Genomic DNA, 13403 nt, shown 5'->3' with positions numbered 1-13403 from the left:
GGCCCCGCCACGGTGACCATCGTCGAGACGTTCGTACCGATCCGTGCCGTGCAGCGGCACGCCCCCGCCGTCGGCACGTGGATCGAGCGACCGTGGTTCCTCTGGGCCTGGATGGCCCTGTGGTCGGCGGTGCACGCGGGTACCGCCCTCGTCTCCTGGCACTACGTGATGACCGGCGCGAGCCTGCTGCGGTCGTCCGCGCGGGACGGCGGCCTGCACCTGTACGCGGCGCACCCTGAGCTGCAGATGGGTCCGCTGACCTTCCTGGTGGTCTCGCCGTTCCGGGCCGTGCCGGAGGTGCTGACCGGTGCGGTGGTCGCGCTGCTGATCGCCGCGACCGGGCCCGCGCTGCTGCTGGTGCTGCCCCGCCTGGTGGACGCGCCCGTCAGCAACCGGCAGCGTGCGCTCGCGGCGGTGGTGCTGCTGCCGGTGTGGGCCGAGCTCGGCGTGCACTACGTGCACCTCGACGACGCGCTCGCGCTGGTGCTGCTGGTCGCGGCGATGCTGGCCGTCACGCGGCAGCGACCGGTGGTGGCGGCCCTGCTGCTGGCGGCGTCGGCGGACGCCAAGCCGTGGGCCGTCGCCTTCGTCCCGCTGCTGCTCGCGCTGCCGCGCGAACGGTGGGCCCGCACGCTCGGCACGTGGGCCGGCGGCCTGGCCGTCGCGTGGCTGCCGTTCCTGCTCGCCGACCCCGGCACGGTGCACGCCGGTCGGTTCGCCATCCCCAACGACGCGTCGTCGTCGCTGCGGGCGCTCGGCATCACCGCGTCCGGGACGCCGATGTGGGACCGACCCGTGCAGGTGCTGCTCGGCGTGGCGCTGGCCGTGGTCGCCGCGCGCCGTGGCCGGTGGCTGGCGGTGCCGGCCGTGGTGCTGAGCGTGCGGATGCTGCTGGACCCGGCGACGTACCCGTACTACGGCGCCGGTCTGGTGCTGGCCACGGTGCTGGTGGACCTCGGTGTGCGGCGGACCCGCTGGCCCTGGCTGAGCACGGTCGTGGTGGCCGGCACGTACGTGGTGCGGCACCTGGGACCGCTGACGCCGACGGACCCGCAGCTCGGCGTGCTGCGCGCGGTGGTCACGGTGGCGGTGCTGGCGGTGGCTCTCGGACCGGACCCGGGGGCGGTGGTTCGTCGGCTGGTCGCCGTGGTGCAGACCCGTCGGCTGATCGCCGTCGTCCGTCGTCGGCCTCAGCCCGCCGAAGCGCCCCGCATCTCCACCCCGATCTGCTCGGCGTCGAGCACCCGCAGCGCCTGGTCCAGGGACTGGGAGGAGTAGGCGCCCTCGTCGCGCAGCCGCAGCAGGCGCGCCCGACGAGCCTGCAGGATCTCCAGCCGCAGGTCGCGGAACTGCGCGCGCGTCTGCTCGGAGGCCTCCAGCGCCTCGTCCTCCGGCAGGTCCGGGTCCGCCACGGTCGCCTCCTCGCGCTGCCGGGCGCGGTCCAGCATGTCGTCCGGGTAGGGGCTGCCGTCCGGGCGCCGCAGGTCGGGCTTGTCCAGCCGCGCCCGGACCGCCGCGACCAGCTCGACGTGCAGGGCCATCCGCTCGGACGCCAGCTCCGCGTGCGGGTCGCGGCTCAGGCCCAGCACCCGCACCAGCCACGGCAGCGTGCCGCCCTGCAGCAGCAGCGTGCCGCCGGCGACGACGAAGCCGATCAGCACCAGCGTCGACCGCGAGGGCGTGGACGCCGGGAGCGACTGCACCGCCGCGACGGTCACCGCCCCCCGCATGCCGGCCCACACGAGCAGCACCCCCTCGCGCCACCCGAACGACTCCGCCGCCAGGTAGTCGATGTCGGAGATCAGCCGCCGCACGCGGGTCAGCCGGCTGCGCCGCGCGGCGCGCACCTGTGCCAGCTGCTCGGTGTCCATCCCGGGCGGTCGCGGCTGCGCGCGCTCGGCGGCGCGGCGGGCGGTGAGCGCGCCCTCGGCCTCCGACAGCCGGTCGCGCACCTGCGCGCCGCGCCGCACCCGACGGCGCTGCAGCCACAGCGAAGGGACGACGAACAGCGAGCGCACGACGAGCACCAGCGTCCCTGCCAGCACACCGACCACCAGCGCCCGCACCAGCGACCCGTGCTCGCCCCGCACGTCCCGCACCAGGCCGAACAGCTGCAGCCCCATCACCAGGAACACGGCGCTCTCGATCAGCAGCTCGAGCGTCCGCCACACCGCCTGCTCGTTCAGCCGGTCCTGCGCGCGCAGCCGCTTCGGCGCGTCGTGGCCGGTGACCAGGCCGGCGGTCACGGCCGCCACCAGCCCGGAGCCGCCCAGGTGCTCGGTCGGCAGGTACGCCACGAACGGCACCACCAGCGAGATCGCCACGTTGACGGTCGGGTGGTGGATCCGCGCCCGGACCGACAGGTTCACGCGGCCCACCAGCCAGCCGATGCCGACGGCGCTGACCACCGCCCACAGGAAGCGGCCGGTGACGCTCCAGAGCGTGACGGTGGCGGCCGTCGCGGCGATCGCCGAGCGCAGCAGCACCAGCGCCGTGGCGTCGTTGAGCATGCTCTCGCCCTCGAGCACCGTGACCAGGCGGGGCGACACGCGGGCGCGCCGGACGATGGTGGTGGCGACCGCGTCGGTGGGGCTGATCACGGCGCCGACGGCCAGGCCGGTGGCGAGCCCGATGCCGGGCACCAAGTGGGTCAGCGCGATGCCGACCACCGCGGTGGACAGCAGCACCAGGCCGACGGACAGCTCCGAGATGGTGGTCAGGTCGCGGCGGAAGTCCATCGTCGGCATCGCGACCGCCGCGGAGTACAGCAGCGGCGGCAGCACGGTGCCGAGCACCCACCGGGGGTCGACCGTGATGGCCGGCACGGCGGGCAGGAAGCTGACACCCACGCCGACCAGCACCAGCAGCAGCGGGGCGGACACGTGCACCCGCGGCGCGAGCTCCGTCACGGCGACCACCACGAGGACGCCCAGCACCACCCAGCCGACCGGTTCCATGCGGCGAGCCTCCTCGTCGGGCGAGCGCGGGACGCGAGCCCCGGGCCGCGGGGACGCGCCGACGCGTTCCGAGTCTGCCCTGCGCGCGCCGATCCGGCCGGGGTGCGGCTGCTATACACGGCGGGATGAGCAGCGCGGGACGGGCGGCCGAGGACGACGTCGTGCGGCGGCTGCGTGCCGCGGGCTGCGTGTTCGCGGAGGAGGAGGCCCGGCTGCTGCTGGCGGAGGCGCCACCGGACCGGCTGAACGCCTGGGTGGACCGCCGGGTGGCCGGTGAGCCGCTGGAGCACGTGCTGGGCTGGGTGCTGTTCGACGGGCTGCGGGTGGGCGTCGGCCCTGGCGTGTTCGTGCCGCGCCGGCGCTCGGAGCTGCTGGTGCGGCAGGCGGTCGCCGCACTGCGGTCGCACGACGAGGGCCACCGGCCTGTCGTCGTCGAGCTGTGCTGCGGTGCCGCGGCGGTCGCCGCCGCCGTCGGCCACCGGGTCCCGGGCGTCGAGCTGCACGCCGCTGACGTCGACCCCGCCGCCGTCGCCTTCGCCCGTCGCAACCTGGCGCCGGCGGGCGGCACCGCCTGGCTGGGCGACCTCGACGAGCCGCTGCCCGAGCACCTGCGCGGCCGCGTCGACGTGCTGGTGGCCAACGCCCCGTACGTGCCGACCGACGAGGTCGCCTTCATGCCGACCGAGGCGCGCGACCACGAGCCGCTGCGGGCGCTGGACGGTGGACCGGACGGCGTGGACGTGCAGCGGCGGGTGGTCGACGCCGCGCAGCGGTGGCTCGCGCCGGACGGGGTGCTCGTCGTGGAGACCAGCCGCCGCCAGGCTCCGGTCACCGCCGCCGCGTTCCGCGCCGCCGGGCTCACCGCCCGGGTGGTGCGCAGCGAACGCCTGGACGGCACCGCCGTGGTGGGAGGTCCGGATCGCCGACGCGGGCAGCGGTAGCGCCGGGATCGGTAGCCCATGCGCGCCGCACGGGTTACCGTCGTCCGGGTCCGCGACAGGTTCGGGTGCGTATCTGACGCCGCACGGGGAGGCGATGGTGAGCGAGGTGTCGAGCGAGATGCAGGCAGCGCTCCAGGCCGCCGGCATCCCCGACTCCGAGGCCGACCAGCCGCTGGCCCGTTCGACACCACCGCCGACGTTCCAGCTGGTGCTCACCTGGGTGCTCGACACCACCGCCGAGCTCCGCGCGCTGCGTGCCGAGATCCACGAGGCGGTCACCGGTCACGTCGGCGAGATCCTCAGCGGCGGCGTCCCCGAGCGGGTGGTGCTGGTCGCGTCGGAGCTGGCCACCAACGCGCTGCGCTACGGCATCCCCCCGACGCAGGTCTCGTTGCTGGCCGACGGCACCACCTACCTGCTGGACGTCGAGGACCGTGCGGTCGACCGGCAGCCGGTGCTGGCGGCGGCGCGGCAGCACGGCGAGGGCGGGTTCGGGCTCTACCTGGCGCGTCGCCTGGCGTTGCAGGTCGGCTGGTACACGGACGGCACCAGCAAGCACGTGTGGGCGACGTTCCTGGCCGACGAGGTCTAGCCGGCCGACGAGGTCTGGCCGGGGACGACCACCGCCCAGAGCCGGTCCCAGCTGCCCAGCACGGTCCGGCCCGCCACCAGCTCGGCGCTCGGCACCTGCACCACGTCGCCCGATCCTGGCTCGTACACCGCCAGCACCGGCCCCTCCGCTCCGACGGCGAGGGTGACGTGCCGAGGGGTCGCACCGTCACCGACGAAAAGTGCCGCCACCCGTCCGCCGGCCACGGCCGCGGCGACCGCCTCGGTGGCGGTGCGCCGCGAGCCCTCGTCGTCGGGGTCCACCAGCCGGGTCCGGAACCGCGCCACGGGCCCGGCGCCCCCGTCGACCGGCACCCCGCCACCCCGCACCCCGGCCCAGATCCGCGTCAGCTCCGTCGCCACCGCCCACGGCGGGGTGCCGAGCGCTCGCGGCCACGGCACCTGCCACCGGCCGTCGGGCAGCACCAGCGCCGTGGTGCGCGCGTGCACCACCCGCTCGGCGGCCGCGAACCGCTCGCCCAGGTCCACGGCGGCGTGCCGACCGGTCCGGGCGTCGAACCCCTCGAGCAGCCACAGGGCGTAGACGGGGTCGGCCAGGGCGCGGGCGGTCACCAGGCACGCGGAGCCGCACGTCGTGCCGCTGCGCTGCCGCAGCTGCCGGGACAGCGGGTCGAGCAGGGCGGACAGCTGCTCGGGCGGCGTCGTGCGGAGGTGGTCCTCGAGCCGGTGCAGCGTCGGCTCGCGGTGACCGGCGGCCGCCGCCGCGAGCAGCACCGCCCCACGGTCCACCGACCGCAGCGGCGAGCGTGGCGCCGTCGGACCGCCGCCCGGCCGCTGCGCCCGAGCGGCGCACGCCCACGCGACCCTGCCGAGCGCCGCCCACTCCACCCGACGGACGCTACCGGCGACCCGGCAGGCCCGCCGCGGCACCCCGGCCGGTCTGCCGCGGCGCGCACCGCCGTCCGGACCCAGGCTCCCGGCGCACGCGCCGCACATCGACCGCCGCAGCCGCGCCCTGACGCCGCAACAGGCAGGAGGATGAGAGCCGGGAGCGGGCCGGGACGCAGGGGCCGGCGCAGGAGGGGAGCAGACGTGGCGCGCAAGACGATCGTCATCACCGGTGCGAGCGACGGGATCGGCGCGGCCGCCGCCCGGGAGCTGGCCGCGGCGGGCCACGAGGTGGTGGTGGTCGGTCGTGATCCGGACCGCACCCGGTCGGTCGCCGAGGAGCTGGACGCCGAGCACCACGTCGCCGACTTCACGCGGCTGGACGACGTCCGCTCGCTCGCCGCGGCGCTCGCCGCCGGCCACCGGCGGATCGACGTGCTGGCCAACAACGCCGGCGGGTTCAACGACCGCCGCCACGTCACGCCCGACGGTCACGAGCGCACGTTCCAGGTGAACCACCTCGCGCCGTTCCTGCTCACCACGCTGCTCATGGACACCCTCGTCGAGTCGGTGGCCAGCGTGATCACCACGTCCAGCGTCGCCGCCCGGCGGGCCCGCGTGGACCTGGACGACCTCGACAGCGGCCACGGCTACTCGGCGCACGGTGCCTACGGCGCCAGCAAGCTGGAGAACATCCTGTTCACCCGCGAGCTGCACCGCCGCTACCACCGCCGCGGCATCTCCACGGCGACCTTCCACCCGGGCGGGGTGGCGACGAGCTTCGCCACGGACGCCGACCACCTGTGGGGCCGGGTGTACCGGTCGCCGCTCGGTCGGCGGGTGATGATCGGTCCGGAGCGGGGCGCCGACACGCTCGTCTGGCTCGCCGAGGGCACCGCCGGCGAGGACTGGGTGTCCGGTCAGTACTGGGTCAAGCGCCGGATCGCCCGCACCAACCCGCTCGCGGCCGACCGCGACCTGGCGCGCGGCCTCTGGGAGGCCAGCGCCGCCATGGTGGAGGGGTAGGCCAGCACCCGAGCTCTGGGGTGGTGGACCTCAGGGGTGGTGGACGACGACCTACGGCTGCGCGTGCCGCCCGCGCGGCGCCGCATCGCTCTCGGTCCCCCCGGCACCCCCCGACCGCACGCGGAACGCCTCCACCACCGCGGCGATGTCCCGCGGCGTGCCGTGCTCGTCCACCGCCGCGGCGTACGCGTGCTCGAGGGTCTCGACGAGTGCGGTCGGCGCCCCGGCCCGCCGGGCCTCCGCCGCGACCAGCTCGAGGTCCTTGCGCAGACCGGCCAGCTCGAACTGCGGCTCGTAGTCGCCGGACAGCATCGCCGCGCCCTTGACGTGGGCGTACGGGCTGTCCGGCTGGCCGCCGTCGATCGCGTCGAGGAACAGCTGCGGGTCCAGGCCCCACACCTGCGCCAGCGCCACCGACTGCGCCACCCCGGCGGTCAGCGTGGCGATCCAGGCGTTGGTCACCAGCTTCAGCTGGGATGCCGGTCCGGGACGGTCGGCCACCCAGACGGTCCTCGTCCCGATGGCGTCCAGCACGGGCTGCACGCGAGGGCGCAGCTCCTCCGGGCCGGACGCGAGCACCACGAGCTTGCCGGCCAGCGCCGGCTTGCGGGTGCCCAGCACCGGAGCGTCGACGAACGCCACGCCGTGCTGCTCGGCCAGCCCCGCCAGCCGGGCCGTGCCCTCGCTGCCGACGGTGCTCGACTGCACCCACACCGCACCGGCGGGCATCGCCTCGATCGCCTCACCCATCACGGCCACCACCGCGTCGGTGTCGAACAGCATGGTCAGCACCACGTCGGCGTCGCGCACCGCCTCCGCCGGGGAGTCGGCCACCTTGGCGCCGAGCTCGCCCAGCGGCTCGGCCTTCTCCCGGCTGCGGTTCCACACCGTGGTGGACACCCCCGCGCGCAGCAGAGAGACGGCGAACCCGTATCCCATCGTGCCCGTGCCGAGCACGGTCACCCGCAGGTCGTCACTCATGGCACACACGGTCGCACCGACACGCCGTGCGCGCGCGTCGACTCAGTCCTGCGGCACCCAGTTGAACTCGTCGGGGTCCGGTCCGGTGCGCATGCCCCGGTCCAGGGCCTCGATCGCCGCCATCTCCTCCTCGGCGAGCTCGAAGTCGAACAGGGCCAGGTTCTCGTCCATGCGCTCGCGGTGCGTCGTCTTGGGGAACACCACGTCACCGCGCTGCAGGTGCCAGCGCAGCGCCACCTGGGCGGGCGTGCGGCCGTGCGCGCCGCCGATCCGCACCAGCTCCGGGTCGCCGAGCACCTTGCCCTGGGCGATGGGCGACCAGGCCTCGGTGACGATGCGGTGCTCGCGACCGTAGGCGCGGAGGGGGTTCTGGGACAGGTACGGGTGCACCTCGATCTGGTTGACCGCCGGGGTGACCGTGGACGTCTCGGCCAGCCGGCGCAGGTGGTGCTCGTGGAAGTTCGAGACGCCGATCGCCCGGATGCGGCCCGTGGCGTAGAGCGCCTCGAGGGCCTGCCAGGTGTCGACGAAGTCGCCGACCTTCGGCAGCGGCCAGTGGATGAGGAAGAGGTCGACGTACGGCGTGCCGAGCGCCTCCAGCGTCCGCTCGAACGCGTCGTGGGCCGCCTGCGGCTCGTGGAACCCGTTGTTCAGCTTGCTGGTGATGAAGACGTCGGCGCGGTCGAGGCCCGACCGTGCGAGCGCCTCCCCCACCCCGGCCTCGTTCTTGTACATCTGCGCGGTGTCGATGTGCCGGTAGCCGGCGTCGAACGCCTCCAGCACCACGTCCGCCGTCTGCGCGGGCTCCACCTGGAACACCCCGAAGCCCAGCTGGGGGATCTCCACCCCGTTGTTGAGGGTCAGGTTCGGCACGACGGCAGGCACGGTGGCTCCTTCACGAGCGGCGATGACGCAGGGGATCGGGTGCGTCCATCAGACCGCTGATCGGGCACGACCGCCAGGCAGCGGATGTCGACAGGACGTCGGACGCTGCCCGGACGCCGGCGTGGGCCGGACGTCGGACGCTGCCCGGCCGCGCTCAGGCCGCGCGGACCGCCGCCGCCTCGCGCGCCGGTCGCAGCATCGGCACGATCCACGGCCCGTCGGCCCCCGCCAGCGACACCTGTGCGCCCGTCTCCTCGTAGCCCATCTCGGCGTAGTAGGCGACGTTCTCCGGCTTGGTCGTCTCCAGGTACGACCGCTCCCCGGCCTCGTCCGCCAGCGCGAACGCCTGCTGGATCAGGCGGTAGCCGCGCCCCGCGCGCTGCAGGTCGGGCCGCACGCCCAGCGCCTCCACGTACCAGGCGTCCGTCGGCACGCCCCCCGCGGTCAGCGAGCCGAACCGGGCGATGCCCCGGCTGTGCTCGCGCGTGATGGTCGCCATCCGGGCGATGCGCAGTCCCTGCCGCAGCCAGCGGGCGGTGGTCATCGGGTAGGTGTGCGGCGGGTAGATGGCGATGGCCCCGGTCACCACCGAGCCGATGCGGGTGACGTAGGCGCGGCCGTGGTTGATCGCGTCGTCGAGCGTCATCCGGTAGAGCGCCTGCAGCTCCTGCTCGCGGCGCCTCGGGTCCGGGAACAGGTGCCGGTAGCCGGGGTCGTCGGCCAGTGCCGCCGCCAGCACCTGAGCGGCACCCCGCCGGTCGGCCTCCACCAGCGGGACCAGCACGTCCGGCGTCGTCCGGACCGTGTGCACCCGCGCGGGTCTGCGCTCGGCGCCGTCCGTGACCATAGGCGCATGATCACCCGGACGTTCGTCCAGTTGCAACACCGGGCTGTGACTCGGAGAGCCGTTCGGGTGACGCTCGGCGGCGGGGGTGCCGGGTTCGTCCTTCCAGGTCCGACGTGGTGGGATGTCCGCACGGCGACGGAGCCGACGACCAGCAGGAGGCCGGATGACGCCCGCACGGCAGACCCTGGGCACCCGGGTGCGCCGGGTGGCCGCCCGGACGTTCTGGCTGGTGAGCCGGTGGCGGCTGGTGACGGAGCGGGTGCCGGTGGACGGGACCGGCGTGCTGATCGGTGCCCCCCACACGTCCAACTGGGACTTCGTGCTGATGCTCGCGATCGCCTGGGAGGCGGGTCTGCCCCTGCGCTGGCTCGGCAAGCACACCCTGTTCCGGGGGGCTGCCGGCCCGCTGATGCGCGCTCTGGGCGGCATCCCGGTGGACCGGCGGGACCCCACCGGCCTGGTCGACGCCGTGGTGGCGCGGCTGCGGGCCGGTGAGCGGTTCTACCTCGTCGTGACCCCCGAGGGCACGCGCTCCGGCAACGGTTGGAAGTCGGGGTTCTACCGGATCGCCCGTGCCGCGGACCTGCCCGTCACCCTCGGCTACGTCGACCGCACCACCATGACCACCGGCCTGGGCCCGACCCTGCGGCTGACCGGGGACGTGCCGGCGGACATGGACCGCGTCCGGCGCTTCTACGCCGACAAGTCCGGACTGGTGCCGGCACGGCGCACGGAGCCCAGGCTGCGCGACGAGGGCGGCGCTGGTCCGGCCGTCGACCCTGCACCGGGCAACGCGGGCCCCGCCGGGCTGCGGCCGCCCGCCGCTCCGGATGCGGGTGGGCCCAACCCGACCTAGCGTCGACCGGGTCGGCCGTCGCACGACGGCAGCGAGCAGGAGGGAGCAGCCGATGGGACTCGACGACAAGATCCGTCACCAGGCCCAGGAGGCCAAGGGCAAGGCTGAGCAGGGCGTCGGTCGGGCGACCGACAACGAGCGCCTCGAGGCCGAGGGCAAGAAGGACGAGGCGGTGGGCGAGCTCAAGCAGGAGGGCGATCGCCTCAAGGACGAGCTGTCCTGATTTCCCGCAGCACGCCCCGGCACCGACGTCGGTGCCGGGGCGTCGTGGCGTTCCGGGACGGTCGGTAACGCGTTCCGCGGGCCGTCGTCACAAGGCGGTCGGATGCGGTCGGATTGTGCCGACTCGCCGTCACAATGCTGCCCGAAGTGTCCTTACACGCCCGATTGGATCTCCGACCAGGACTGACGTCCTGCGGGTGAAAAAGCACCAAGTGCCCGAATTGAGGAGTCTGAGGGCCTTCCGGGGCGAGTTGTCATCATCTATTGTCTGACCTGTCAGCGAATGGGCAAACCCTCCGCAAGGCGGGGACGCAAAGCCACGGGACCCTCGAGGTCAGCCGGGCTACCGAACAGGCAGGACGGTCACATGGACCAGCGAGGATCGGCAGCAGAACCGGTCAACACGCCCCTCCAGCCCCTCTCCACACCCGTTGCGCGTGTGCAGTCGTGGGCTGGCGTAGCGGCCAGGATCGGTGCGGGGACAGTGATCCCCCACCAGGACCTCGCCGCCTGAGGACCACCGCCTGGGCAACACCGTGCGCTGTCGGCGCGCTGCGACATCGTCGTTGCCGCACGCCGTCGGGTCGCCGGATGCCGTCTGGTCGCTGCGCGCCGTCCGATGAGGCGCTGCGCGCCGCGAGGTGACTAGAGCTCGCCGAGCTTCTGCAGCCGCCGCATGGCCACCCAGCCCAGCGGGATGCGCAGCCAGTACGTCAGCACCCGGAACAGCACCGCGACGGACAGGGCGACACCGGGGTTGAGCCCGACGACGGCGCCGAGGCTGGCCGTGAGCGCGGCCTCGACCGTGCCGACACCGCCCGGCGTCGGCACCAGGGAGCCCGCCGTCGTGCCCGCCAGGTACACGATCGCCACCTTGACCAGGCTGGCGTTCTGGCCGAGCGCCGCGAGGCTCGCGTCGAACGCGAGCACGTAGCCCATCGTCATCACGGTGCTGCCCAGGAGGCCCACGCCCAGGCGGGTCGGCTGGCCGATCACCTGGATGAACCGCGGCCACGTCTGCCGCAGCGTCGGCATCGCCTTGGCCAGCGCCCACTGCCGCACGCGCGGCACCAGCAGCGCGGCGGCCACCAGGCCGGCGACGGCGGCGACGGCGACGAGCACCACAGGGGACACGGGCAGCGCCGACTGCTGCTGCGTGCCGGAGAGCAGGGACAGCACCAGCAGCAGCAGCACGGTGACGACGAACTGCGTCACCTGCACCAGCGCCACGGTGGCCGCCGCGAGGGTGGCCGAGACGCCGCGCTTGGTCAGCGTGCGCAGGTTGAGCGCCGCGGGGCCGATGCCGGCGGGTGCCGCGAGGGCGACGAACGTGCCGGCCGTCTGCACCAGCGTGGCTCGCCACAGCGGCACCTTGACGGGGCTGAACGCGACCAGCGCCAGCGCTCCGCCGAGCAGCGTCATCAGGCCCAGCCCGTAGGCCAGGACCGAGTACCGCCAGTCGCTGGCGCGCAGGGCGGCCGCGATCTCGTTCACGTTGATCGTGGTGAGCACCACGAACACGGCCACCACCGTGACGATGATCGTCAGCAGCGTCCGGGCGCCGAACCGCACCAGCTGCTGCGGCTCCACGTCGGCCTGCGGCAGCCGGGCCACCAGCGCCTCGCGGACCTCCGTCAGCACCTCCTTGTGCGCGCGCATCGCCTCGCGCGTCTGCCGCGGCAGCGCGATGGTCTGCAGCAGCGGACCGATCGCCGCCACGTCGGCGGCGTCCAGCGCATCTGCTGCCGACCGGACGGCGCGCTCGGCGCCCACCCGCAGGGCCAGCAGCGCCAGCACCTGCATCAGGTCCATCCGTCGGGCCAGCTCGGACGACGCGACGTCGCCCTGCTCCCAGCCGGTGAGCCACACCCGCGGGACCCCGTGCGAGACGGGGCCGACGACGATGTTGTCGCTGGTCACGGCACGGTGGGCGATGCCGGCCGCGTGGGCGCGGCGCAGCTGGGCCCACACCGCGCGCAGCAGCTCGTCGGTCAGCCGGGCGTCCGGCAGGTCGGTCAGCGGGACGCCGCCGTGCGGGTGGTCCAGCAGCAGCAGCATCGAGTCGGCGTTCTCGCCGATCCGCAGCAGGCCGGGGGTGTCCACACCGGCGGCCTCGGCGGCGTAGGAGAGCAGGGCGGCGCGCTCGGCGGCCTGGCGCAGGGACACCACCGACCGGCCCTCGAGACCGCGCAGCCGCAGGCTGCGCCACAGGCGGGCCAACGAGCCCACCACCTGGCGGTCGCGGTCGAGGACCACCAGGTCGAGCACCTCGTCGTACGCCGTCTCGACGCGGTACACGCGGGTGCCGGACGAGCGGGCCAGCGCGGCGGAGGCCGGGTCGGGATCGGGCAGCGGCGGGTACCGGTCGCGGTGCGGTGCCGCGGCGGTCTCCTGGTCCGGCACCCGCACCAGCCGCCGCGGCGTGTAGCCGGCCCGGCGCACACCGACCGCGAGGTCCTCGCCGTACGCGCGCTGCGGGGCGACGCCGGACACGTACCGGACGGCCATCCCGACGATCCGGCCCAGCAGCACCGACACCGCCACGCCCGGCAGGGACACCTGCCCGGTGATCAGCGTGATGCCGACGGCGACCCACAGGGCGTTCCAGCCCCACCGCACGGAGGTGCTGACCCGGGACCCGGCGACGGTCAGCACCCCGGCCGCCAGTGCGGCGTACGCCGGCAGCGTCAGCTGCCAGCCGGTGCCGACGCGGATCGAGAGGTTCTGGGCCAGGTCGGTGGACGTCAGACCGCTGATCAGCCAGTGCACGCCGGCGTTCAGCGCGAGCGCCGCAGCACCGCCGACCATCGTCTCGAGCAGCAACCGTCCGCGCCGGCGCAGGGCCTGCTCGCCGAGCACCAGCAGCGGCACTGCCAGCGTGATCAGCCCCACCAGGGCGTTCACCGGGACGAACAGGATGCGTCGCAGCAGGGTGGCGAAGCCCTGGACGTCTTCCGCGACGCCGGAGGTGGTGTTGTGCGCGTACGACGCCAGCGCCAGCACCAGCGCCACGCCGAGCACCCCGAGCACCACGCCCAGCAGGTCGCTGGGATGCTGCACGCGCGACGTCGGGACGTCGATCACCTCGACGGGCGGAGGCGGCACCGCCGTGTGCAGCCGGAGGGTCGGCTGCTCGTGCGGGTCGGTGCCGGGCACGTTCCGCGCCGTGTCGTCCGCACGGGCGCCGGGCCCGGAGGACTGGGCGGTCATGCGGGCGAGTCTAGGCAGGG

At 74.7% G+C, this 13403-nt stretch carries 12 protein-coding genes and 1 riboswitch; of the genes, 6 read left to right on the top strand and 6 right to left on the bottom strand.

What is annotated here, in order from left to right; all coding sequences use genetic code 11:
• The first annotated feature begins 12 nt into the window (after positions 1 to 12).
• On the top strand, positions 13 to 1278 hold the full coding sequence (locus ACFQTY_RS00885; protein WP_378095933.1) for a hypothetical protein: 1266 nt from the start codon (positions 13 to 15) through the stop codon (positions 1276 to 1278).
• Here ACFQTY_RS00885 and ACFQTY_RS00880 read toward each other — a convergent pair.
• Entirely contained in the window at positions 1191 to 2957 is a 1767-nt protein-coding gene (locus ACFQTY_RS00880; RefSeq protein WP_378095931.1) for a cation:proton antiporter, read from the bottom strand. The two genes, ACFQTY_RS00885 and ACFQTY_RS00880, sit on opposite strands and share 88 nt — an antisense overlap.
• A 125-nt stretch (positions 2958 to 3082) precedes the next feature.
• On the opposite strand from ACFQTY_RS00880, the gene ACFQTY_RS00875 reads away from it, so the two are divergent.
• The gene (locus ACFQTY_RS00875) at positions 3083 to 3898 is read left to right on the top strand and encodes a putative protein N(5)-glutamine methyltransferase (protein WP_378095928.1); all 816 of its coding nucleotides are present in this window, start codon (positions 3083 to 3085) and stop codon (positions 3896 to 3898) included.
• A gap of 97 nt (positions 3899 to 3995) precedes the next feature.
• Entirely contained in the window at positions 3996 to 4490 is a 495-nt protein-coding gene (locus ACFQTY_RS00870) for an ATP-binding protein (protein ID WP_378095925.1), read from the top strand.
• Here ACFQTY_RS00870 and ACFQTY_RS00865 read toward each other — a convergent pair.
• Positions 4487 to 5356 carry a hypothetical protein gene (locus ACFQTY_RS00865; RefSeq protein WP_378095922.1) on the bottom strand — a complete coding sequence of 290 codons (870 nt, stop codon included), beginning with the start codon at positions 5354 to 5356 and terminating at the stop codon, positions 4487 to 4489. The genes ACFQTY_RS00870 and ACFQTY_RS00865 overlap by 4 nt on opposite strands.
• 204 nt (positions 5357 to 5560) lie before the next feature.
• Here ACFQTY_RS00865 and ACFQTY_RS00860 point away from each other — a divergent pair, with 204 nt between their 5' ends.
• A complete protein-coding gene (locus ACFQTY_RS00860; RefSeq protein ID WP_378095919.1) occupies positions 5561 to 6382 on the top strand; it encodes an SDR family NAD(P)-dependent oxidoreductase in 822 nt (273 codons plus the stop codon).
• 51 nt (positions 6383 to 6433) lie between these two features.
• Here ACFQTY_RS00860 and ACFQTY_RS00855 read toward each other — a convergent pair whose 3' ends face one another.
• The 3 genes from ACFQTY_RS00855 to ACFQTY_RS00845 form a co-directional block, all read right to left on the bottom strand.
• Positions 6434 to 7363, bottom strand: coding sequence for an NAD(P)-dependent oxidoreductase (locus tag ACFQTY_RS00855; protein ID WP_378095916.1), 930 nt, complete (start codon positions 7361 to 7363; stop codon positions 6434 to 6436).
• A 42-nt stretch (positions 7364 to 7405) separates the two neighbouring features.
• Entirely contained in the window at positions 7406 to 8248 is an 843-nt protein-coding gene (locus ACFQTY_RS00850; protein ID WP_378095913.1) for an aldo/keto reductase, read from the bottom strand.
• 154 nt (positions 8249 to 8402) lie between these two features.
• On the bottom strand, positions 8403 to 9095 hold the full coding sequence (locus tag ACFQTY_RS00845; protein ID WP_337974107.1) for a GNAT family N-acetyltransferase: 693 nt from the start codon (positions 9093 to 9095) through the stop codon (positions 8403 to 8405).
• Between the two features lie 163 nt (positions 9096 to 9258).
• Between ACFQTY_RS00845 and ACFQTY_RS00840 the strand changes: the two genes are divergently transcribed.
• Together ACFQTY_RS00840 and ACFQTY_RS00835 are read left to right on the top strand one after the other, a co-directional pair.
• Entirely contained in the window at positions 9259 to 9951 is a 693-nt protein-coding gene (locus ACFQTY_RS00840) for a 1-acyl-sn-glycerol-3-phosphate acyltransferase (protein ID WP_378095909.1), read from the top strand.
• A 52-nt stretch (positions 9952 to 10003) separates the two neighbouring features.
• Positions 10004 to 10174 carry a CsbD family protein gene (locus ACFQTY_RS00835; RefSeq protein ID WP_378095906.1) on the top strand — a complete coding sequence of 57 codons (171 nt, stop codon included), beginning with the start codon at positions 10004 to 10006 and terminating at the stop codon, positions 10172 to 10174.
• A 275-nt stretch (positions 10175 to 10449) separates the two neighbouring features.
• A riboswitch (cyclic di-GMP riboswitch) is annotated at positions 10450 to 10524 on the top strand.
• Positions 10525 to 10818: 294 nt separating this feature from the next.
• On the opposite strand, the gene ACFQTY_RS00830 is transcribed toward ACFQTY_RS00835, so the two are convergent.
• Positions 10819 to 13383, bottom strand: a complete 2565-nt coding sequence (locus tag ACFQTY_RS00830) for a flippase-like domain-containing protein (protein WP_378095903.1) — start codon at positions 13381 to 13383, stop codon at positions 10819 to 10821.
• Between the last annotated feature and the right edge of the window lie 20 nt (positions 13384 to 13403).

The sequence above is a fragment of the Cellulomonas sp. T2.31MG-18 genome, from assembly GCF_964266755.1.
In the GTDB taxonomy this organism is placed as follows: domain Bacteria; phylum Actinomycetota; class Actinomycetes; order Actinomycetales; family Cellulomonadaceae; genus Cellulomonas.
The sequence above is the reverse complement of the archived record's forward strand: the minus strand, read 5'-3'. Positions and strand labels throughout refer to the sequence as shown.

Coding starts and splice junctions, on each gene's coding strand:
- ACFQTY_RS00880 (WP_378095931.1), bottom strand. CDS start 2,957: ATGGAACCGGTCGGCTGGGTGGTGCTGGGCGTCCTCGTGGTGGTCGCC.
- ACFQTY_RS00875 (WP_378095928.1), top strand. CDS start 3,083: ATGAGCAGCGCGGGACGGGCGGCCGAGGACGACGTCGTGCGGCGGCTG.
- ACFQTY_RS00855 (WP_378095916.1), bottom strand. CDS start 7,363: ATGAGTGACGACCTGCGGGTGACCGTGCTCGGCACGGGCACGATGGGA.
- ACFQTY_RS00845 (WP_337974107.1), bottom strand. CDS start 9,095: ATGGTCACGGACGGCGCCGAGCGCAGACCCGCGCGGGTGCACACGGTC.
- ACFQTY_RS00840 (WP_378095909.1), top strand. CDS start 9,259: ATGACGCCCGCACGGCAGACCCTGGGCACCCGGGTGCGCCGGGTGGCC.
- ACFQTY_RS00835 (WP_378095906.1), top strand. CDS start 10,004: ATGGGACTCGACGACAAGATCCGTCACCAGGCCCAGGAGGCCAAGGGC.
- ACFQTY_RS00830 (WP_378095903.1), bottom strand. CDS start 13,383: ATGACCGCCCAGTCCTCCGGGCCCGGCGCCCGTGCGGACGACACGGCG.